21 protein-coding genes and 1 other RNA gene are annotated in these 18,669 nt (G+C 61.2%); 11 read left to right on the plus strand and 11 right to left on the minus strand.

Translation table 11 applies throughout. The features are described from left to right. Positions 1-11: 11 nt before the first annotated feature. From lpdA to Q6L55_03575, 8 genes are read left to right on the plus strand one after another with little or no spacing between them, the layout of a single operon-like run. The gene (gene lpdA / locus Q6L55_03540) at positions 12-1,439 is read left to right on the plus strand and encodes a dihydrolipoyl dehydrogenase (GenBank protein MEN9257788.1); all 1,428 of its coding nucleotides are present in this window, start codon (positions 12-14) and stop codon (positions 1,437-1,439) included. Beyond that, positions 1,436-2,338 (plus strand): indole-3-glycerol phosphate synthase TrpC, encoded by a 903-nt coding sequence (gene trpC / locus Q6L55_03545; protein MEN9257789.1) that lies wholly within the window; start codon positions 1,436-1,438, stop codon positions 2,336-2,338. Before lpdA ends, trpC begins: the two co-directional genes overlap by 4 nt. Positions 2,339-2,349: 11 nt before the next feature. Continuing rightward, on the plus strand, positions 2,350-3,927 hold the full coding sequence (locus tag Q6L55_03550; protein ID MEN9257790.1) for a hypothetical protein: 1,578 nt from the start codon (positions 2,350-2,352) through the stop codon (positions 3,925-3,927). Positions 3,928-3,929: 2 nt separating this feature from the next. Then, positions 3,930-4,931, plus strand: coding sequence for a DNA polymerase III subunit delta (gene holA, locus Q6L55_03555; protein ID MEN9257791.1), 1,002 nt, complete (start codon positions 3,930-3,932; stop codon positions 4,929-4,931). A 39-nt stretch (positions 4,932-4,970) separates the two neighbouring features. After that, positions 4,971-5,231: a cytochrome b559 subunit alpha gene (gene psbE / locus Q6L55_03560; GenBank protein MEN9257792.1), complete on the plus strand. Its 261-nt coding sequence runs from the start codon at positions 4,971-4,973 to the stop codon at positions 5,229-5,231. Further along, positions 5,231-5,365 carry a cytochrome b559 subunit beta gene (psbF, locus tag Q6L55_03565; protein ID MEN9257793.1) on the plus strand — a complete coding sequence of 45 codons (135 nt, stop codon included), beginning with the start codon at positions 5,231-5,233 and terminating at the stop codon, positions 5,363-5,365. Before psbE ends, psbF begins: the two co-directional genes overlap by 1 nt. Positions 5,366-5,377: 12 nt before the next feature. Further along, complete coding sequence (locus Q6L55_03570) at positions 5,378-5,494, plus strand: photosystem II reaction center protein L (protein ID MEN9257794.1); 117 nt, start codon at positions 5,378-5,380, stop codon at positions 5,492-5,494. A gap of 34 nt (positions 5,495-5,528) precedes the next feature. Then, positions 5,529-5,651, plus strand: a complete 123-nt coding sequence (locus Q6L55_03575) for a photosystem II reaction center protein J (GenBank protein ID MEN9257795.1) — start codon at positions 5,529-5,531, stop codon at positions 5,649-5,651. Here Q6L55_03575 and Q6L55_03580 read toward each other — a convergent pair. Continuing rightward, positions 5,640-6,779: an aminotransferase class V-fold PLP-dependent enzyme gene (locus Q6L55_03580; GenBank protein ID MEN9257796.1), complete on the minus strand. Its 1,140-nt coding sequence runs from the start codon at positions 6,777-6,779 to the stop codon at positions 5,640-5,642. The two genes, Q6L55_03575 and Q6L55_03580, sit on opposite strands and share 12 nt — an antisense overlap. Positions 6,780-6,792: 13 nt before the next feature. Beyond that, positions 6,793-8,280 (minus strand): apolipoprotein N-acyltransferase, encoded by a 1,488-nt coding sequence (gene lnt, locus Q6L55_03585; GenBank protein ID MEN9257797.1) that lies wholly within the window; start codon positions 8,278-8,280, stop codon positions 6,793-6,795. Positions 8,281-8,457: 177 nt separating this feature from the next. On the opposite strand from lnt, the gene Q6L55_03590 reads away from it, so the two are divergent. From Q6L55_03590 to Q6L55_03600, 3 genes are all read left to right on the plus strand, one after another. Continuing rightward, a complete protein-coding gene (locus Q6L55_03590) occupies positions 8,458-9,195 on the plus strand; it encodes a hypothetical protein (protein MEN9257798.1) in 738 nt (245 codons plus the stop codon). Further along, the gene (locus tag Q6L55_03595) at positions 9,195-9,401 is read left to right on the plus strand and encodes an RNA-binding protein hfq (protein MEN9257799.1); all 207 of its coding nucleotides are present in this window, start codon (positions 9,195-9,197) and stop codon (positions 9,399-9,401) included. Before Q6L55_03590 ends, Q6L55_03595 begins: the two co-directional genes overlap by 1 nt. A 67-nt stretch (positions 9,402-9,468) precedes the next feature. Beyond that, the gene (locus tag Q6L55_03600) at positions 9,469-10,815 is read left to right on the plus strand and encodes a heterodisulfide reductase-related iron-sulfur binding cluster (GenBank protein ID MEN9257800.1); all 1,347 of its coding nucleotides are present in this window, start codon (positions 9,469-9,471) and stop codon (positions 10,813-10,815) included. Here the strand turns inward: Q6L55_03600 and Q6L55_03605 are convergent. From Q6L55_03605 to Q6L55_03645, 9 genes are all read right to left on the minus strand, one after another. Next, positions 10,762-11,265, minus strand: a complete 504-nt coding sequence (locus Q6L55_03605; protein ID MEN9257801.1) for a hypothetical protein — start codon at positions 11,263-11,265, stop codon at positions 10,762-10,764. The genes Q6L55_03600 and Q6L55_03605 overlap by 54 nt on opposite strands. A gap of 177 nt (positions 11,266-11,442) precedes the next feature. Then, a non-coding RNA gene (ssrS, locus tag Q6L55_03610) (6S RNA) lies at positions 11,443-11,627 on the minus strand. Between the two features lie 8 nt (positions 11,628-11,635). Further along, on the minus strand, positions 11,636-12,769 hold the full coding sequence (locus Q6L55_03615; protein MEN9257802.1) for a 5-(carboxyamino)imidazole ribonucleotide synthase: 1,134 nt from the start codon (positions 12,767-12,769) through the stop codon (positions 11,636-11,638). 3 nt (positions 12,770-12,772) lie between these two features. Then, a complete protein-coding gene (locus tag Q6L55_03620; GenBank protein MEN9257803.1) occupies positions 12,773-13,354 on the minus strand; it encodes a ribonuclease H family protein in 582 nt (193 codons plus the stop codon). Further along, the gene (locus tag Q6L55_03625; GenBank protein ID MEN9257804.1) at positions 13,351-13,791 is read right to left on the minus strand and encodes a hypothetical protein; all 441 of its coding nucleotides are present in this window, start codon (positions 13,789-13,791) and stop codon (positions 13,351-13,353) included. Before Q6L55_03625 ends, Q6L55_03620 begins: the two co-directional genes overlap by 4 nt. A gap of 10 nt (positions 13,792-13,801) precedes the next feature. Continuing rightward, positions 13,802-15,589: an aspartate kinase gene (locus Q6L55_03630; GenBank protein MEN9257805.1), complete on the minus strand. Its 1,788-nt coding sequence runs from the start codon at positions 15,587-15,589 to the stop codon at positions 13,802-13,804. A gap of 19 nt (positions 15,590-15,608) precedes the next feature. Next, positions 15,609-16,754, minus strand: coding sequence for a PQQ-dependent sugar dehydrogenase (locus Q6L55_03635; GenBank protein MEN9257806.1), 1,146 nt, complete (start codon positions 16,752-16,754; stop codon positions 15,609-15,611). Beyond that, a complete protein-coding gene (locus Q6L55_03640; GenBank protein MEN9257807.1) occupies positions 16,755-17,699 on the minus strand; it encodes a heme o synthase in 945 nt (314 codons plus the stop codon). A 9-nt stretch (positions 17,700-17,708) separates the two neighbouring features. Continuing rightward, positions 17,709-18,617, minus strand: coding sequence for a COX15/CtaA family protein (locus Q6L55_03645; protein MEN9257808.1), 909 nt, complete (start codon positions 18,615-18,617; stop codon positions 17,709-17,711). Positions 18,618-18,669: the final 52 nt, after the last annotated feature.

Raw genomic sequence — 18,669 nt, forward strand, 5'->3', positions numbered from 1 at the left:
AAATAAAGCCTATGGACTTTGATTTGGTGATTATTGGCGCCGGTGTGGGTGGACATGGGGCGGCCCTGCGGGCGGTGGAATTGGGCCTGAGGACGGCCGTTGTGGAAGCAGCGGACATGGGGGGCACCTGCGTCAACCGGGGTTGCATCCCTTCTAAGGCGTTGCTGGCGGCAGCGGGCCGTCTCCGGCAGTTGCAGGATACCCAAACGCTCCAGGCCTTGGGGATTTCCGTACCCCCAGCGCAGGCCGACCGAGCTGCTATGGCCCAACACGCCCAGACCATCGTGACCAAAATTCGCGGGGATTTGACCCGGTCCCTGGAGCGACTGGGGGTGACCATCCTGCAGGGGTGGGGGAAAGTTTTAGAGCCGCAAAAAGTGAGCATTACCCGGGACGGTCAAGAGACGGTGGTGATGGCTCGCCATATCCTGCTGGCCACGGGTTCCTACCCTTGGGTGCCCCCCGGCATTGAGATTGACCACGAAACGGTTTTCACCAGCGATGATGCCCTGAAGCTGCAGTGGTTGCCCCCCTGGGTGGCCATCATCGGCAGTGGTTACATTGGCTTGGAATTCAGCGACATCTACACGGCCCTGGGGTGCGAAGTGACCATGATTGAGGCCCTGGATCGGTTGATGCCCACCTTTGACCCGGACATTGCCCGACTGGCGCAACGGGTGCTACTGGAGGCGCGGGATGTGGAAACCAAGGTGGGGCTGATTGCCCAAAAAATCACGCCCGGCCGTCCGGTGGTGGTGGAACTGGCCGACGCCCAGACCAAGGAACTGAAGGAGGTGCTGGAGGTGGATGCGGCCTTGGTGGCGACGGGACGTTTGCCGGCAACGGATAACCTGGGGCTGGAAAACCTGGGGGTGGAGCGGCACCGGCGGGGCTTTATTCCGGTGGATGACTACTTCCGTGTGCTGAAAAATGGGGAGCCGATTCCCACCCTGTGGGCCATTGGGGATGCCATTGGCACGATGATGCTGGCCCATGCGGCGGCGGCCCAAGGACGGGTGGCGGTGGAGAATATGCTGGGGGCCAACAAAACCGTGAACTATCGGGCGATTCCGGCGGCGGCCTTTACCCATCCGGAAATCAGTTTTGTGGGTTTGACGGAACCCCAGGCCCAAGAGCTCGGGCAACGGGAGCAGTTTCCGGTGGCAGCGGTGCGCAGCTATTTCAAGGCCAATTCCAAGGCCATTGCCGAGGGGGAAGCGGAGGGCTTGGCGAAGGTGATTTACCGGCCGGATACGGGGGAGCTGTTGGGTGTGCACATCATCGGCCCCCACGCGGCGGATTTGATCCAGGAGGCGGCAGCGGCTATCGCCACCCATACGCCGGTGCAGCAATTGGCCGAGGTGGTCCACACCCATCCCACCCTGACGGAGGTATTAGACGAGGCGTTCAAGCGTGCCCGTTTACAGGTACAGTTATGACTCAGGTTCGTCGGAATGCCCCCTTTTCCCAACAATTGGCTCGCCTGGGGTATCAGTTGAACGATCCAACGGCCCGCGCCCAAAACCTTCTCGAGAGCATTCTCTGGGCCAAGGAGGCCGAGGTTGATAAGCTGCGGGAGCAAATGCCCCTGCCGGAGTTGCAAAAGCAGGTGCTGACGGCGCCTCCACCTCGGGATTTTCTGGCTGCCCTGAAAGCCCCTCCCCATCCGGCCCTGATTGCGGAGGTGAAAAAGGCGTCCCCCAGCAAAGGGGTGATCCGCCCGGATTTTGACCCGGTGGCCATTGCCCAGGCCTATGCCCGCGCCGGTGCCCGTTGCCTGTCGGTGCTGACGGACCAGGAGTTTTTCCAGGGCAGTTGGGAGTATTTGCGCCAAATTCGCCAGGCGGTGTCGTTGCCCCTGTTGTGCAAGGAGTTCATTCTTTACCCCTATCAGATCTATTTGGCTCGCTGGTACGGGGCGGATGCGGTGCTGTTGATTGCTGCTATCCTGTCCCACCAGGATTTGCCGTATTTCCTGCGGATTGTGCAGGGTTTGGGGATGACGGCGCTGGTGGAGGTGCATACCTTGGGGGAACTGGAGCGGGTGTTGCAAATCCCTAATGTGCGCCTGGTGGGGATCAACAACCGCAACCTGCAGGATTTCCACACGGATGTGCAGGTAACAGAAAGGCTGCTGGCCCAGAAGTTGCCGGAGCTACAGCAGCGGGAAATTGTCATTGTCAGTGAGTCGGGGATTGCCACGCCGGCGGATGTGCAGCGGGTCCGACAAGCGGGTGCCCACGCCATCTTGGTGGGGGAGTCGTTGATGCGCCAACCGGATGTGGAACAGGGGGTGTGGGATTTATTAGCGGGTGTCTATCCGGCGGAGGCATCTTGAGGGGGAGACCCATGCCATCGGTGGAAACCCGGCTGCGGCAGGTTTCGGAGGCGGTTTGGCGGCAGTTACAGCGGGCGGAACGGGCCTGGGGGGCCTTGCGCCAAGGACAGGGGTTACCGGTCACGCCGGTTGGGGGAGCGGGCCGGGGCATTTGGCAGGAAGGGGGGACGGGGATGCAGGTCACCCGGACGACTCAGGCCCTGGGGCCGGTGGATTGGGATGTGGTAGTCGCCGGGGGGACGCTGGGGCTGCTGTTGGCCTGGGGATTGCGGCGGCGGGGCTATCGGGTGCTGGTGCTGGAGCGGGGACCCGTGCAGGGCCGACGGCAGGAATGGAATACGTCCCGGGCGGAGTTGCAGGTGCTGCTGGAGGAGGAGTTGCTCACACCGGCGGAATTGGCCCAGGTGGTGGTGACGGAATACAACCCGGTACGGATCGCCCTGCACCAAGTGGGGGAGTGGTGGACGCGGGATGTGCTCAATGTGGGGGTGCGACCGGATGTGCTGCTGGCGCTTTGTAAGCAGAAGTTTTTAGAAAGTGGGGGGGTTATCGGCGAGCAGCAGGCGATGCAGGGGATAGTCATTGGCCCTGATGGGCTGCAAATCCGCACCACCCAAGCCCACTACACCAGCCGGCTGTTGCTGGACGCTATGGGTCACTTTTCGCCCCTGACTCAACTGGCACGCCAGGGGGAAAAACCGGAGGGCGTTTGTCTGGTGGTGGGCGGCTGTGCCCAGGGATTTCCCCCCAGCGAACACGGAGATTTGCTCGCCACCACCCTGCCCATCCGGGACCATTGCCAGTATTTTTGGGAGGCGTTTCCGGCCCAGGACGGTCGCACCACCTATTTGTTTACCTATGTGGATACCCATCCCCGGCGCCCGACTCTGACGGATTTGTTTGCCACTTACTTTGCCGAGCTGCCGGCCTATCAGGGGGTGGCTGTCGAACAACTGACCTGGCAGCGGTTCGTCTTCGGGTTTTTCCCCAGTTACCGCCGCAGTCCCTTGGGGAGCCATTGGCCGCGCCTGTTACCGGTGGGGGATAGCAGTGGCCTGCAGTCGCCCTTGAGCTTTGGGGGATTTGGCACCTTTTTGCGCCATTTGCCCCGGTTGCTGACCGGCATCAGCGAGGCCCTGGCCTGGGACGCCCTCGACCGCCAGAGTTTGTCCCTGCTCCAGCCCTATCAACCCAACCTGTCGGTGACGTGGCTGTTTCAGCAGGTAATGCGGGTGCCAGTGGATAGGGATATTCCCCCTAACGAAGTCAATGAAATCTTGGGGGCGGCGTTGGCGGCGATGGCTGCTGCTGGCGATGGGGTCATGCAACCTTTTTTGCAGGATGTGGTGCAGTGGGAGGGGTTGAACCAGATGCTCTGGGGGATGGTGCGGCAAAATCCCGGTCTTGTCCTCCGGGTGATGGGTCGGTTGGGGTTGGATTCCCTGCTAGCCTGGGCCGGACACTACGGGATGCTGGCGCTGTATACCTTCCTGGCGCAACGGTCACTCCCGAATAAACCCAGCAACTACTGGCAGGCGCGACGACAGGAGCAATATCGCTACGGCAGTGGGTTGGATAGGCGGCCTTAGCCATGCCCGTGTATTACTACTGGGGGGAGGACGAGTACCAGCTCAAGCGGGCCGTCGAGCGCCTTCGACAAACCGTAGTGGACCCGGCTTGGGCAAGTTTCAATTACCAAAAGCTGGCGGGGGATGCCCTCGAGGCGGTGGAAAATGCCTTGGCGGAAAGTCGTACTTTGCCCTTTGGCAGTGGGGGTCGGCTCACCTGGATTACCGACGCGCCCATCGGCAAGCAATGCCCAGAAGAGTGGATGGAACTACTGTTGGCGACGATTCCCCAGTTGCCGGAAAGCTCCCATGTGCTGTTTACTGGGACGGAGCGGCTTGCGGCTTCATCGCCCCTGGGTCAGTTGTTCCAAAAGTACGGTGTGATTAGGGAGTTCAACCCAATTCCCCCTTGGCGGACGGAGGAACTGGCAGCGCTGGTGCGGGAGATGGCCCAAGAGATTCCGGTGGCCTTGAGCCAGGAGGCGGTGGCGTATCTGGTGGCGGCCATCGGCAACGACCGCTATCGCCTAGAGCAGGAGTTGCACAAAATCGCCCTGTTGCGCCCCGAGGACCCCCGTCCTTTGCAAGTGGCGGAAATTCAACCCCTGGTGCCCCCTACTACCCAAACCAGCCTGGCGCTGGCCCAAGCCATTCGGCAAGGTCAGGTGGACCAGGCGTTGCACCTATGGCAGGACTTACTGGGGATGGGCGAACCGCCATTGCGCATCACGGCGACGTTGGTGAGCCAATTTCGCCTGTGGTTGTGGGTAAAACTGGCGCAAATGGACCGCCAGGTGACACCGGAAAAGGTGGTGGCCATGACGAACCTGGGCAACCCTAAACGGCTGTATTTTTTGAGCAAGGAGGTGCAAGGCATTCCCCTGGCGGCTCTGGCTGAGACTCTAGAGCGGCTTTTGGCGCTGGAATGGGGTCTCAAGCAGGGGGCGCCGGCGACGGTGATTGGGCCGAGCACACTCATTTCCCTGAGTCGGCTGTACAGTCGGGGGCGTTTCCCGGCACAATAGAAGCAGTGGCATCGTATGCAAATACAGGAGGTTGGTGCGATGGCTGGTAGCACGGGAGAGCGTCCCTTTGCGGACATTCTCACCAGCGTCCGTTATTGGGTGATCCACAGCATTACAATTCCGGCGCTGTTTATTGCTGGCTGGTTGTTTGTGAGTACGGGGTTGGCCTATGACGTGTTTGGGACGCCGCGCCCGAACAGTTACTTTGCCCCCGACCAGGACAAACCGCCGGTGATCACCCAACGGTACGAAGCGCGGCAGCAGATCGAAGCCTTTGAGCAGAAAGTAGGAGTGCAGTGATGACGACCAATCGCCAAAACGAGCCGGTCACCTACCCTGTGTTTACGGTGCGGTGGTTAGCTGTGCATACCCTAGCTATCCCCACGGTGTTTTTCCTGGGGGCCATCGCTGCCATGCAATTTATCCGCCGCTAGCGAGGTGACACCATGACCGGCAAAAATCCCAATACCCAACCGGTAGAACTGAACCGCACGTCCCTGTTTTTAGGACTGCTGCTGATTTTTGTGCTGGCGATTCTGTTCTCGAGTTACTTCTTCAATTAAGCCGTTGACGCTGTTGTTGGGAGGTGAAGATAGGATGAACATGTCGTCGGGCCGCATTCCCCTGTGGCTGGTAGGAACGGTCGTCGGTATCGCAGTGATTGCCCTGGTGGGCCTATTCTTCTGGGGGTCCTACGTGGGGGTGGGTTCATCCCTGTAGCTCCCCTAAAACTTGCACCAGGCGGGTGAGTTCCTCCTGGCTGGTCAAATAGTGGATGGAGGCCCGCACACAATGACCTGCGGCTACCGAACGCACCAAAATGTTGTGGTGCTCCAGTTCCTGGGCCAGGGTCTCCGGCGCTAGGGTGGTATGACGAAAACTCACCAGACCGCATTGGGGCGGTTCGGGGAGGAGACGGGTGATTTGGGGAAATTGGCCCAATTGCCGCCAGAGTTCTTGGGCTAAGTGTACGAGGCGGGTGTAACGCTGTTGGGTTGTTCCCCAGGCGTCGTGAAGCGCCAGGCTGGCCCGTAATCCGGCACCCAATTCCCAGGCGGTGGTGGCGATTTCATGGCGTTGACCATCGGAGGACCAGCGGGGATGTTGATCGTGGAACCCCTGTAAACCTCGCCAGCCGCAGTGGGTGGGTTGAACCACATCGCGGTACTGGGGGTGGATGTATAGAACACCGAGGCCCGCCGGTCCACACAGCCACTTATGCCCGGTGGCGGCATAGAAATCAACCCCGGTCAAATCCAAGGGCAACACCCCCAGGGATTGGGCGCCGTCCACTAGCAGGCGCAGGTTGTGTTCTTGGCAAAAACGGGCAATTGCCGGCAAGGGCAACACCTGTCCTGTATGCCAGAGGACATGACTGAGTACCAGCATCTGCGTCTGGGGTTGCAGGTGGCGTTCGAGTATCTCTAGGGGGTCGGCGGTGGGGTTGCTCAGGGGACAGGTGCTCCAGGTGAGGCCAAAGCGGCGGGCCAGTTGGGCAACCGTGGCCACTACTCCTGGGTGCTCCCCATCGCTGAGCAATAGGTGTTCGCCCCCGCGCCAGGGCCATCCCCACAGGACAATGGCACAGCCTTGGGTAGTGGAACTGGTCAGGGTAATGTCAGCGACAGAAACTCCTAGCCAACGGGCAAAGGCTTGGCGCGTCAGATGTTCCTGTTCTTCTACCCAGACCAAGGCTTGTCGGCTGAAAGGTCCCTTGCGCTGCTCCTGTTCGTACACCTCCCACATAGCCCTCAAGGCGGGGGTGGGCAAGGGTCCCTGTCCCCCGTAGTTGAGATAGGTTTTGTGGGCCAGAGCTGGAAAATGTTGCCGTTGCTCCTGAATGTCCATGCACCCCATTGGTTTAACCCTTTCTATCCTGCGGCAAACGAAGACGGCTTAACCACCAACCACCACCGATGCCCAGCAGTACCGGTGTTAACCAATCCCCGTAGCGCCCGTAGAGGGTTTGGGAACGGCGACGGTAGAGCCGCACAAGCTGGATATGGTCTTGCTGGGGCGGTGCCTGCCAAAGGATGCGACCCCGGGGACTGATCAGGCCCGAAATGCCCGTGTTGGTAGCCCGTACCAGCCAGCGGTCGGTTTCGATTGCCCGCAATACATCCTGGGCCTGGTGTTGGCGCATCATGCGGGGAGGGTAGGGGTCGTTGTTGGCCGCCGTGATAATCCATTCCCCCCCTCGGCGCGCTTGCTCCCGAAACACCGCCGCAAACGCCGAGTCATAACAAATGCCTGCGATCACTGGCCCCCAAGGCGTTTGCACGGATTGGGTGAGGGAACCCGGCGTTTGGGACTCGGGTAGGGCAGAAATCCGCCGTACCCATGGCCCCAGCCAGCGCTCCAGCGGGATAAACTCCCCCAAGGGCACCAAGCTCACCTTGTCGTAGCGGCTGACCACCTGCCCCTGCCCGTCTAGGACAAACAAGCTGTTGGTCAAACGGCCTGTCCGTCGCCCGTAGGCCCCTAAAACCACCGGTGTGCGCCAGCGTTGGATGAACGTGGCCAGGGGATGGTCAGGCGTCCATTCTTGTCCCAACGCCCCCTCCGGTGTGATCACGATATCGGCTCCCTGTTGGACCAAGGCGATGTAACCAGCCTGTAAGCGAGCGCTCATCTGTGCCCGCCCCTGGGGGGTAAACCGGACAGGGTTGGGGACATTCGGTTGGATCACCCCCACCGATAACGACGCCAAAATGGATTCCCCAGGTGCTGTGATCTGCAAAAACCATCCCAGACTTTGCCCCAGCACCCACAACCCCAGCGCCAACGGCAGGACAAGGCGCCCCGGATAAGACCTAGCCAAAGCCAGCACGCCATTGACAAGCAACAGCCAGGCCACCGGCGTCACCGGCCCAGCCAGTTGCCCCAGGTGTAACAAAGTCGGGTTACCGGGACTTTGGGTCAACGCCAGGGTGCTCCACCACAGGGACGTGTGATGGGCAAGGGTTTCGCCGGCGCACCACAGAGCAATCCCCACCGGCAGCCGTCGCCACGCTGGTTTGACTTGACTGGTCAGGGCTGCCCATATCCCCACCCCTAATGCGCCCCACAGGGTAACAAACAACCAAATGGCCAAAGCCACGGCCAGGCTGAGGCCCCAAGGAATACCCAGCCAGGTCAAAGGATGCAGATGGAGCAGCCAGGACAGGGCGGCGCCGTGATAGCAGGCCCCCCAGAGAGCACCTCCCCACCCGGCCTGGCGTTGTTCTGTGACCCACCACAGAGGGACCAAGGCCACCCACGCCAGGGGCCATGCCCAACTTTCCCCCAGGCTGCCCCCCAGTACTAGACCCGACAGTACCACCAGCAGCCATAGTCCTAGCCGACCCATCCCTGGTTGACATCCTCACCGAACCTGTCTATTGTAAAGGTGTCGGACTGGCGGGATTCTTCGCTCCTTGTAGGTAAAACTAGTTTGCGGTGCAACAGTTGCCGGTCTTCTTAACCAGCTATTACGGCAAGACACGCTCAGACCTTTTTCCCCATAGCGCGCTGAGGAGTTAGGTTTATGCGGCACACACTAAGCAGTTTGGGTTTGCTGGTGACCCTGTGGAGCACACCGGCTTTGGCCCAGTTGGGTACCCAACTCCCGCCCCCTGCTGATTGGCAGCAACGCCGACAACAGCGCGCGATTCCTGCCCCCCAGCGCCTGCCCGTGCCTGGTCCTGCCCCCATCGGCCAAGGGAGTCCCTTACCTCCCGCCCCCGGCCCCCTGGTTAACCCTGAACAGTCCTATCAGGTTCTGGTAGTTGGCCTGCACCCGGTGCGGTTGCCGGTGTTGCGGCAGTTAGTACCCCAGGCGTTTCCGGTACAGCACCAGGGACAAATTGCCATGCAAACCGGGGTATTTTCTTCCCTGGCGGAAGCAGAAAAGTTTGCTTTACAACTGCGGCAGCAGGGGTTGCCGGCGCAGGTCGTCGGACCCGTGAACCCCCAGCGGGAGGCGCGCGCCGAAATTGTGTTGAGTCCCCCAAGCCAGGGCAGTGATTTAGAACGCTTGGCCACCTGGCAACAACTGCGTCCAAGCCCCTTGCCCAGCCAGCGGCCTACGGTGCGGGTTTTGGTGCGACCGGCAACCCCCACCCAGCTTGAGGAGGTGTTGAAACTGATTCCCGAGGCCTTTCGTGCCAATTATCGGGGGCAAATCCTGTGGCAGGTGGGGCGTTTTCAGGACCAGAGCCGCGCTGAACAACTGGTCCAATACCTGCGTTCCCGGGGTTTCCAGGTGGTAGTGGAGTCCCAGTGATGCACGAATTGGATACGGGCTTGCCTAGTGTACGGCAGGTACAGATGTTTATCAAAGACAAGACCGGGGTGGAGGTGAAATTGACCACCGGAGACCTCCTACACGGTCAGATTGTTTGGCAAGACCCCTACTACTTCCGTCTGGTCACGGGTCAGCAGGAGGGCTTTTTACTGCACCGCTCCCACGTGGTCTATATCAAGGGCTAAACCTTTTCCTGGCGCCGGGGGGCTGATCACGGTACAACGGAAAGGGAAACCCCGTTAGGACAGCGGCATGACGTCCCCCGGTTTTGACCACCACCATCCCCCGTCCCAAGCCATCATTGACACCTGTGTTCACTGCGGGTTTTGTTTGACTACCTGCCCCAGTTACCGGGTGCTGGGGACGGAGATGGATTCCCCGCGGGGGCGCATTTACCAGATGAACGCCATCCTTCAGGGGGACATCGGTTTGGCAGCCACGACGGTCCGTCATTTCGACAGTTGTCTGGGGTGTTTAGCCTGTGTAACGGCCTGTCCCTCGGGAGTGCGCTACGACCAATTAATTGCGGCCACCCGCGCCCAAATCCAGCGGCAGTACCGGCGGCCCTGGGCGGAACAACTGGTGCGCACTGTGCTCTTTCAACTGCTGCCTTATCCGGAACGGCTACGGTTGGTGGCCCCGGTCCTGTGGTTGTACCAACGCGCGGGACTCAACCGTTGGCTGCTGCCGATGTTGCGGCGGTTTTTCCCTTCCCTGGCGGCGATGGCCGAACTTCTGCCCCCCCTAACGCTCCAGCAACTGTTGCCTCGCCCCTGGCCCACCGTATTACCGGCGCAGGGGGAACGGCGTTACCGGGTGGGGGTGATCCTGGGGTGCGTCCAGCGCCTGTTCAACCCCGATGTGAATGCCGCGACGGTGCGGGTGCTGCGGGCGGTGGGGTGTGAGGTGGTGATTCCGCCCCAACAGGGGTGTTGTGGGGCCTTGCCCTGTCACCAGGGGGAAACCCACCAAGCCCAGGCCCTAGCCCGCTGGATGATTGACTGCTTCCGGTTTACTGAACTGGACGCCATTGTCATCAACGCCTCCGGGTGCGGCCATACCCTCAAGGAGTACGGGCACCTGCTGGCCGAGGACGCAGAATATCGGGACCTGGCCGTTGCTTTCAGTCAGCGGGTCCGAGATGTCCAAGAATTTCTAGCGGCTATCGAATTTCCGGTACCCCTGCACCCCCTGCGGGACCGGCCCCTTACCCTGGTCTATCAGGACGCCTGTCACCTACTCCATGGTCAAAACATCAGTTGGCAGCCCCGGCAATTGCTGCGCCGGATTCCGGGGGTGGAACTGCGCGACCCGATCGATGCCGCCCTGTGTTGTGGCAGCGCCGGCGTGTACAACTTCTTGCAACCGGAAACGGCGGCGGAACTGGGCCGGCAGAAAGTGACCCATTTACTCAATACCGGTGCCCAGGTGATTGCCTCCGCCAACATCGGCTGTACGGTACAAATCCAGCACTACCTGCGGGAGCGGGGGACCGCCGTCCCTGTCTATCATCCGGTACAGTTGCTGGACCGTTCCCTGCGCCACCTACCGCTGGAGGATGTCCCGGGGCCGTGCCAGGGTGATCTGGTTCGACGGTAGTTGGAGGGAATAACCCAGTTGTCTGGCTTTGCGGGCCAAATCCGGTTCCCGCTGGGGGTTCACCCCATGGCAGACCTGCCAGTACAGGTTATGGGAAGCCTGGTTGTAGCCAAAGGTGGCACCGCCAGGGTTCAGCAGATGGGCAATGTAACCCTTACCGCCAGGGTCGGCAAAGATATAGGCTGGGCGCGTGCGCGAGCAATAGACATAGTCTTGGGTGCGTTCCGAAAAACCGGCGGGGGGTTGGCTACCCTCCATCCAGGACCGCCGGCCCATCGTGAGCCGATAGAGCTGTCCCTGGCGAGTTTGTTGCTCCAAACGTTTGGCCAGCACCCGCGCTTCCCAGCATTCCCCCTGGCGACACCCGGAGATGATAATGGGCTGGCCACCACCCCCCTGGACTTGCGCAAGGACAGGTGCAACATAACCCAACACACCAGCTATTACCATTGCTGTACTCCCTATTCCTTCCGGTTTGATTATCGCCGATTTGGACCAGGGTAGATGCTAGGGCCGGTAGGTCCTGACCGAAAAATGACGAAATTAAAGCAATTAAAAACCCTCTGCCCGCACGTGACCAGCCGAGAAGTTCCCCAAGTAATTTTGAGAGTACCAATCCTGCTGGGTGAGGACTCCGCGGTGCCGTTTTACCTCAGTTTTGGACCGCAACAACAATAGGTGGGTACCTCTAGCCTCTGACTTAAAGTTTCTGGGTACAACGCCCAGTCTACTGCCGCCAGAGTTTCGGTTCCCTCATGCGTTGGGTGTAGATCGCAAAACATTATTGGCAGTCACCAACACCGCAGAAGAACCTCTGGATTTACTGTACCAAATTTAGGGCAGGCCGACCACCGGACCACACCTCCTCCACCCGTTCCACCCACTGGGCAATGGCCGTTGGCGCCACATCTAACAGGGTTATATGCCCCAATTTCCGCCCCGGTCGCGCCTGGCTTTTCCCGTACCAATAAACCCGACCCCATTGGGCCAGTTGTTCCCGTTGCTGCCGATAATCACAGGTGGCCGTTTCATAGCCCAGCAGGTTGACCATCAACGCCCCAGCTGTCTGCATTGCCGTACTGCCCAGGGGTTGTCCGGTAATCGCCCGCAGGTGTTGGTGGAATTGGGACGTCACACAGGCCTCCAGCGTATAATGCCCTGAGTTGTGGGTGCGGGGAGCAATTTCATTAAGCAGCACACGCCCATCCGCCAGATAAAACCACTCCGTCGCCAACACCCCCTGATAGTCCAAGGCCGTAAGCAGGGTTTGGGTGTAGTGGGCAATGGCCGTGGTCACCGCAGCGGGCACCGGCGCCGGCGCATAGACCCAGCGACACACCTGGTTGACCTGCTGTGTCCAAGCCAGGGGATAAAAGGCCACCTCCCCCTGCCGATTGCGGGCCGCCACCATCGCCAACTCCTGGACAAAAGGCACGTAAGCTTCCGCCAACACATCCGTTACCGGCCACGCCCGCCAGAGTGGTTCCAGTTCCGCCGCCGTATGAACCATGCGGGTACCCAAACCGTCGTAGCCATAGCGGCGCGCCTTGACCACCAGGGGCAATACAGGCGGAGGTTCTCCCGGCCTCAAACACCAAAAATCCGGCATGGGAATCCCTAACTCCTGGGCGTAGCAACGCTGGCGGTATTTGTCCAACAGGGGCGCCAAACTGTCTAAACGGGGGCAAAAACGGGTCGTGGGCAGAGCCACCTCCGCCAGCACTTCCAGGTTGATGAATTCATTTTCAAACGTAATGACATTACACTGCTGAAAGAGCCGGGTTAGACCACTGCGGTCCTCCAGGGGGGCAATGATGGCCCCAGCCGCCAAAGGAATCGCCGGCGCTTGCGGGTCCGGGGTTTGCACCCACAGAGGTAGATGTAAATCCCGCGCTGCCTGGGCCAGCATCCACGCCAGTTGGCCTCCGCCTAAGACCCCAACCGTTGTTGCCATCGGTTATTTCCGACCAAAGTCCGCAGGTATTTGCCCCCAGCGCTCCGTATCCCATTTATACAGGGGGTTGGGATAGGTATGGGTTTGTAGCCACTGTTCCGCCGCCTGGATCTCCTGGCGCAGGGGATGGTCTCCCGGCAGGGGCAACTGACTCCCACAGCGTTTGCGCCGCACCCAGTTCAGGGCAATTTGCGAGTCGGAATAAATCGGCCAGTCACACCCCTGTTTGGCACACCACTGCAGGGCCGTGACCAAGGCCAAAAATTCGGCAATGTTGTTGGTCCCCCAGGGGTATGGCCCACGCCGGAAAATTTCTTCCCCCGTGACCGTATTGATCCCCCGGTACTCCATCACCCCCGGATTGCCGGAACAGGCCCCGTCCACCGCGTAACTGGGTTGGATGTACGTAGCCGCTGGTTGCGCCTCCGGTCCCTGCTGAAACGCCTGCAGCGCCCTTTCCCAATCGGGATAACTCTTGTACTGGGCACCGCTATAGCCCGCCACCTGCGCCCAACACTCATCCCAGCACCGGTAGATTCCCGGTTGTCGCCCCTGCCACACCACGTACACCTTATGGCGCGTCATGGCTGCTCCACAAAGGGGGCCAACGTTGCCCGCAGTTCCGGGTGTTGCTCGTAGAGATAACGCAGAGTCGCCTGCAAACGGGGCCGTTCCTCCGGCGGCGCCAAGCGGGACAACCGCTCGACCGTGGGACCATCCCACACCTGCTGACCCGTGAGCAATTGCGTCAGGGTTTGGTCAAAGAGCACCCGCTGCCGTTCGGGACGGGCCAACCCCTGCCATGCCACCAGCCCCCCCAAAGCAAAAGCTCCGGCACCCGCAATAGCCCCCGGCGCACTCAGCCCCGTTTCCCACCAGAGACCCACCGCGGTCAAGGACGCCAATCCCACCGTGACCGTCCACACCCGGTAGTGGGACGCCCGTTGCCATTCCTGTAACCAGGGCAGGACGAATCCCATCGCCACCATCAGCCCCGCCAAGGTTATCAACGCGTTGACCATTGCTGCTCCATCACCCCCCCCTACCGTATTCTATCGAACTTGGGGTCCGATCCAGGGCAAAGCCCCGGTGCACCAATTGCAGCGCCTGTTTCCCCTGGGAGCGGCTCACCAGGCAGCTAATTTTAATCTCCGACGTGGCGATCATCTGGATATTGATCCCCGCCTGGCCCAGGCTGGCAAACATTCGTGCCGCCACCCCCGGTTGCCGCACCATGCCGCTGCCCACGACGCTGACTTTGGCAATGTTTTCATCCACCAGGAGTTCCGTGCAATTGAGCTTAGCTAAAGCCGGTGCCAGGGCCGCCTTTGCCCGCTCCACCTCCTCCTGGTGAATGGTGAAGGCGATGTCTTTTGTGGGCTGGCCATCAATCCAGGTCACCCGCTCCGACTGGATGATCATATCCACACTCACCCGCGCCTGGGCCAAGGCCAAAAAAATACACGCCGCCGAGCCGGGCCGATCCGGCACCCGACGAATGCCTAACCGCGCCTGCTGGTCATCCAGGGCAGCCCCCCGCACCGGCGTTGGGTCCTTGGTTTCCTGGGGCGGCGGCAGGACCGGCACCTTGAAACTGCTGCTGAGCACTCGTACTGCCTGGGTCGCGTTGGCCAACTCCACCAGACAACTCACCTTGATTTCGGATGTGGAGATCAAATCAATGTTGATGCCGGCTTCCCCCAGGGCACTGAACATGGCTGCCGCCACCCCCGGTCGGCCCACCATCCCCGCCCCCACAATACTCACCTTGGCCATGGCCGCCGCGATATGACAGGTCACCGGGTCCCCCCAAGCCTGGATCAACCGGCGCACTACCCGTTCGGCCTGGTCAATATCCGCCCGCTGCACCGTAAAGGCAATATCATTAGTCTCCCCCGCCTGGATGGACTGGATGATCAAATCCACGTTAATCTCCGCCTCCGCCAGCGCCCCAAACAACTGGGCGGCAATTCCCGGTCGGTCCGGCACATTGCACAGGGCCACTTTAGCCTGCTGGTCATCCAGTTCGACCCCATCCACCAGACGGGCCACCTCCAAATCCCGGTGGGGAATGGTGCGGCGTTCCGGCGTGAGCAGGCGGGTTCCCGGTTCCTCCGTCCAACTGGAGCGCACCACCACTGGCACCCCAAAATTGCGGGCAATTTCCACCGCGCGCGGGTGCAACACCTTGGCCCCCAGACTGGCCAACTCCAACATCTCTTCACAGGTCACCTGGGGCAGCACCTGGGCCTCCGGGACAATGCGCGGGTCGGTGGTCAAAATCCCCGGCACATCCGTGTAAATCTCGCACACATCCGCCCCCATGGCCGCCGCGATGGCCACCGCTGACGTATCCGACCCCCCCCGCCCCAGCGTCGTGATTTCCAAAGTGCGGCTGCTGCTGATGCCCTGGAACCCGGCCACCACCACCACCTTGCCCTGGTCCAATTCCTGGCGAATTCGGTCGGTGGGGATGTGCAAGATGCGGGCGCGGCCATGGTCAGCTTCGGTGATGATACCCACCTGGGTTCCTGTCAAGGAAATCGCCGGTTGCCCCAACGCCTCCAACGCCATCGCCACCAGAGCAATACTGACCTGCTCCCCGGTCGAGAGCAACATGTCCATCTCCCGGGGGGACGGCTGGGGATTCACCGCCTTGGCCAGGGCGATCAATTCATCCGTGGTGTGGCCCATGGCCGAGACCACCACCACCACCTGGTGCCCCCCTTCCACCGTCTGGAGAATCCGCCGGGCCACCGCCTGGATACGCTCAATGTTCGCAACGGACGTGCCGCCGTACTTTTGCACGATCAATCCCATAGATTTCTAGGGTAGGGCATCAGGGGACGGGTTCAATGCGTAACAGTTGACCGTTCTCCTCATCGGTGAGCACATAAACCAGGCCGTCTGGTCCTACCCGCACATCCCGCACCCGCCGACCGATGGCAATTCGTTCTCGCTCCTGCACCCTACCGTCTGCCTGCACTTCCAAGCGATGCACCGCCCGGGACTGCAAGCCCCCCGCCAGCAACTGCCCCTGCCACTGGGGAAACTGTTCACCCCGGTAAATGGCCAACCCGGACGGGGCCACCGTTCCCGGCCAGACCCAGGCGGGGTCCACCATCCCCGGCAGCGACCGGTGGGGGGTAATTTCCTCCCCGCTGTACTCGCGGCTGTGGGTCACCAGGGGCCAGCCATAGTTTTTCCCCGCCTCCAGGCGATTGACCTCATCCCCCCCTTTGGCCCCATGTTCTGTAGCCCACACCTGCCCCGTTACGATATCCACCGCCAACCCCTGGATATTCCGGTTACCCAGGGTCCAGACCTCCGGCGCCGCTTTGGCTCCCAAGGGATTATCCGTCGGTGCTGTGCCATCGGGCCGCAGACGTAAAACCTTGCCCAGGTGACTGCGAGGGTTTTGGGCCTGCTGGCGGATCAACTGCCCCCTGTAACTGATGGGTGGGTTGCCCCCGTCCCCAATACTCACCAGCAGCGTCAAATCCGGCAGCCAGGCCAGACGGGAACCGAAATGTTGGGTGCGTTCCTTGGTCTGGGCCACCCGAAAAATCTCCCGCACCTGGGTCAAACGCCCATTTTGCCAGGTCCCCCGCCCCACGACCGTGCGATTGGCCTGGGGGGTGCCTTGGGCATAGGTGAAATACACCCAGGCGGGATTGGGGAAACAAGGGTGCAAAGCGATGTCCAGCAATCCCCCCTGACCCAGGTTCAACACCGGCGGTATCCCCGGCACCGGTTCCGGTCGCAAAACCCCCCCTTGCACCCAGCGCAAACGCCCTGGTCGCTCCGTAATCAACATATCCCCATTGGGCAACCAGACCATCCCCCAGGGACGCTCTAGCCCCCCAAGCAGGGGAACCACCCGGTAACGAGGCGGCACCGGCGATGGCGAAGGTTCCGGTTGGGAATGCACCTGACACCCCAGCAAACCGGCTGCCAGCAACCCCGCCACCCAGCGATACCGCATCTATCCCCAAAACGTCAGCGCCTTTTGCACCAGCCACTGCTGCCAGCTTTGTACCGGCGACCAGCGGTCTAGCCCCATCCCCAGCGACAGCAGCAGCAAGTACAAGATAGAGTACTTGAATACACCTCGCGCCCGTTGGACATCCTGGGGCTGGTCAAACAATTGCAGAACTCGGTACAGAAAAATACCCCCCAGCAACAGGGCCACCAGGGCATACAGCCCCCCCACCGCCCCGCAGGGATACACCAGCAGCAGACTGGTGGGCACCAGCAGCAGCGTGTAAAGCAGAATCTGTTGGGCTGTGGATTCAGCACCCGCCACTACCGGCAACATGGGCACCCCCACCTGAGCGTAATCCTTCTGGAGCATCAGCGCCAAGGCCCAGAAATGGGGCGGCGTCCAAATAAACACGATGGCAAACAAAATCCAGGCACAGGGGGCTAAGGTACCCGTGACCGCCGCCCAGCCCACCAGGGGGGGAATCGCCCCTGCCGCCCCGCCAATGACGATGTTTTGGGGACTGGAGCGCTTCAACCAGTGGGTGTAGACCAGCACATACACCCCGATGCCGGCCCATTCCAGAAGCGCACTGACCCAGTTAACCCGCCAGCCCTGCATCAGGAGCGCCCCCACCGCCAGCACCACGGCAAAGACCAACGCCTGGGTAGGGGTAATCCGCCCAGCCGGCAGGGGACGGTTTTGCGTGCGGGTCATCACTTGGTCAATGTCCCGGTCGTATAGGCAATTGATAGTATTCGCTGCCCCCGCCGCCATCGCTCCCGTAACCAAGGTGGTTAGCAGGATGTTCGGGTCCGGGTGCCCTTGGGATGCCAGCCAGATGGCCCCGGCGGTCGTGACCAATAGCAGCAGAATAATCCGGGGTTTGGTCAGTTGCAGATAATCCCGCACACGCCCCCAGCCCTTTGTATCTCCGGCTATTTGCATCGCCACTCCCTAACGCAGTTTCAGGGTGACCGCCAGGCGTTGGGTCCAGACCGTCAAAACCACCAACGTTCCCAACAGCAAGGCCCCCACCGCCTGGTGCGTGACCGTCAACGGTTCCATTTGCAACCGCAACCGGTACGTTCCCCAACCCACCAGGATTTGCAACACCAGCAGCGCCAGCACCCCTTGCCCCAGCCGTCGCACCGACGCCAAAGACTGTCGCCCAGCCAAGATGCCCACCGCCACCGTCAAACCCATAGCCGGCAGCAGTCCCAGCAAATGGGCATAGAACACCTGGCACAATTCTTGACCGGCCAGACATTGGTGGGCCGCCCAGCGGGAAGCCACCAAACCCCCCAGCAGGCTTTGGCCATAGACCGCCAGCGCCGCCGCCAGGGACAACCCAGGTAAGTAGGCCGGCAAAGGTGGCGACCCTGCAGACGCCTCCAGCAACGCCACCCCCAAACTCAGCAACAGACTAAAAAAAACCAACCCCGTCCCCAGGTGCGCTGTGACGATGTCAAAGCGGAGCAGTTCCGTCACCGTCAGGCCGCCGAGTACCCCTTGCCAGACCACCAACCCCAAGGCCGCCGTCATCCCCCAGGGCAACCAACGGGGCAATTGGTCGCGCCATCGCCAGGTCAAGACCGTTAACCCCAGCGTCCCCAAGCCCACTATAGCCGCCACCAGCCGGTGAAACCACTCCAAAAACACCTGCAGGTCCATCTGTTGCGCCGGCACCACCTGCCCAAAACACAGGGGCCAATCGGGACAGGCCAAACCCGCTTCCATCACCCGCGTCGCACTTCCCAAGGCCATCAACCCCCACGTCGCCAGCGCCAAACCCCAGAGTGCTCGCCGCACCCACACCCGGGGATGGACGCTTCTGACCTGCACCGGCGCACCTGTGGTCGTCATGGATTCCCCCAACCTGACATTCCTGTTCCGTTGTAGATAATGCCGAGCGGGT

The organism is Gloeomargarita sp. SRBZ-1_bins_9, from assembly GCA_039794565.1.
In the GTDB taxonomy this organism is placed as follows: Bacteria; Cyanobacteriota; Cyanobacteriia; order Gloeomargaritales; family Gloeomargaritaceae; genus Gloeomargarita.

Excerpts from the sequence above, each read along its gene's own strand:
- Q6L55_03635 (MEN9257806.1), bottom strand. The coding sequence starts at position 16,754 with ATGCGGTATCGCTGGGTGGCGGGGTTGCTGGCAGCCGGTTTGCTGGGG.
- Q6L55_03605 (MEN9257801.1), bottom strand. The coding sequence starts at position 11,265 with ATGGTAATAGCTGGTGTGTTGGGTTATGTTGCACCTGTCCTTGCGCAA.
- Q6L55_03625 (MEN9257804.1), bottom strand. The coding sequence starts at position 13,791 with ATGGTCAACGCGTTGATAACCTTGGCGGGGCTGATGGTGGCGATGGGA.
- Q6L55_03645 (MEN9257808.1), bottom strand. The coding sequence starts at position 18,617 with ATGACGACCACAGGTGCGCCGGTGCAGGTCAGAAGCGTCCATCCCCGG.
- psbE (MEN9257792.1), top strand. The coding sequence starts at position 4,971 with ATGGCTGGTAGCACGGGAGAGCGTCCCTTTGCGGACATTCTCACCAGC.
- Q6L55_03600 (MEN9257800.1), top strand. The coding sequence starts at position 9,469 with ATGACGTCCCCCGGTTTTGACCACCACCATCCCCCGTCCCAAGCCATC.
- Q6L55_03590 (MEN9257798.1), top strand. The coding sequence starts at position 8,458 with ATGCGGCACACACTAAGCAGTTTGGGTTTGCTGGTGACCCTGTGGAGC.
- lnt (MEN9257797.1), bottom strand. The coding sequence starts at position 8,280 with ATGGGTCGGCTAGGACTATGGCTGCTGGTGGTACTGTCGGGTCTAGTA.
- Q6L55_03575 (MEN9257795.1), top strand. The coding sequence starts at position 5,529 with ATGAACATGTCGTCGGGCCGCATTCCCCTGTGGCTGGTAGGAACGGTC.
- holA (MEN9257791.1), top strand. The coding sequence starts at position 3,930 with ATGCCCGTGTATTACTACTGGGGGGAGGACGAGTACCAGCTCAAGCGG.
- lpdA (MEN9257788.1), top strand. The coding sequence starts at position 12 with ATGGACTTTGATTTGGTGATTATTGGCGCCGGTGTGGGTGGACATGGG.
- psbF (MEN9257793.1), top strand. The coding sequence starts at position 5,231 with ATGACGACCAATCGCCAAAACGAGCCGGTCACCTACCCTGTGTTTACG.
- Q6L55_03570 (MEN9257794.1), top strand. The coding sequence starts at position 5,378 with ATGACCGGCAAAAATCCCAATACCCAACCGGTAGAACTGAACCGCACG.
- Q6L55_03630 (MEN9257805.1), bottom strand. The coding sequence starts at position 15,589 with ATGGGATTGATCGTGCAAAAGTACGGCGGCACGTCCGTTGCGAACATT.
- Q6L55_03580 (MEN9257796.1), bottom strand. The coding sequence starts at position 6,779 with ATGGACATTCAGGAGCAACGGCAACATTTTCCAGCTCTGGCCCACAAA.
- Q6L55_03615 (MEN9257802.1), bottom strand. The coding sequence starts at position 12,769 with ATGGCAACAACGGTTGGGGTCTTAGGCGGAGGCCAACTGGCGTGGATG.
- Q6L55_03620 (MEN9257803.1), bottom strand. The coding sequence starts at position 13,354 with ATGACGCGCCATAAGGTGTACGTGGTGTGGCAGGGGCGACAACCGGGA.
- Q6L55_03550 (MEN9257790.1), top strand. The coding sequence starts at position 2,350 with ATGCCATCGGTGGAAACCCGGCTGCGGCAGGTTTCGGAGGCGGTTTGG.
- Q6L55_03595 (MEN9257799.1), top strand. The coding sequence starts at position 9,195 with ATGCACGAATTGGATACGGGCTTGCCTAGTGTACGGCAGGTACAGATG.
- Q6L55_03640 (MEN9257807.1), bottom strand. The coding sequence starts at position 17,699 with ATGCAAATAGCCGGAGATACAAAGGGCTGGGGGCGTGTGCGGGATTAT.
- trpC (MEN9257789.1), top strand. The coding sequence starts at position 1,436 with ATGACTCAGGTTCGTCGGAATGCCCCCTTTTCCCAACAATTGGCTCGC.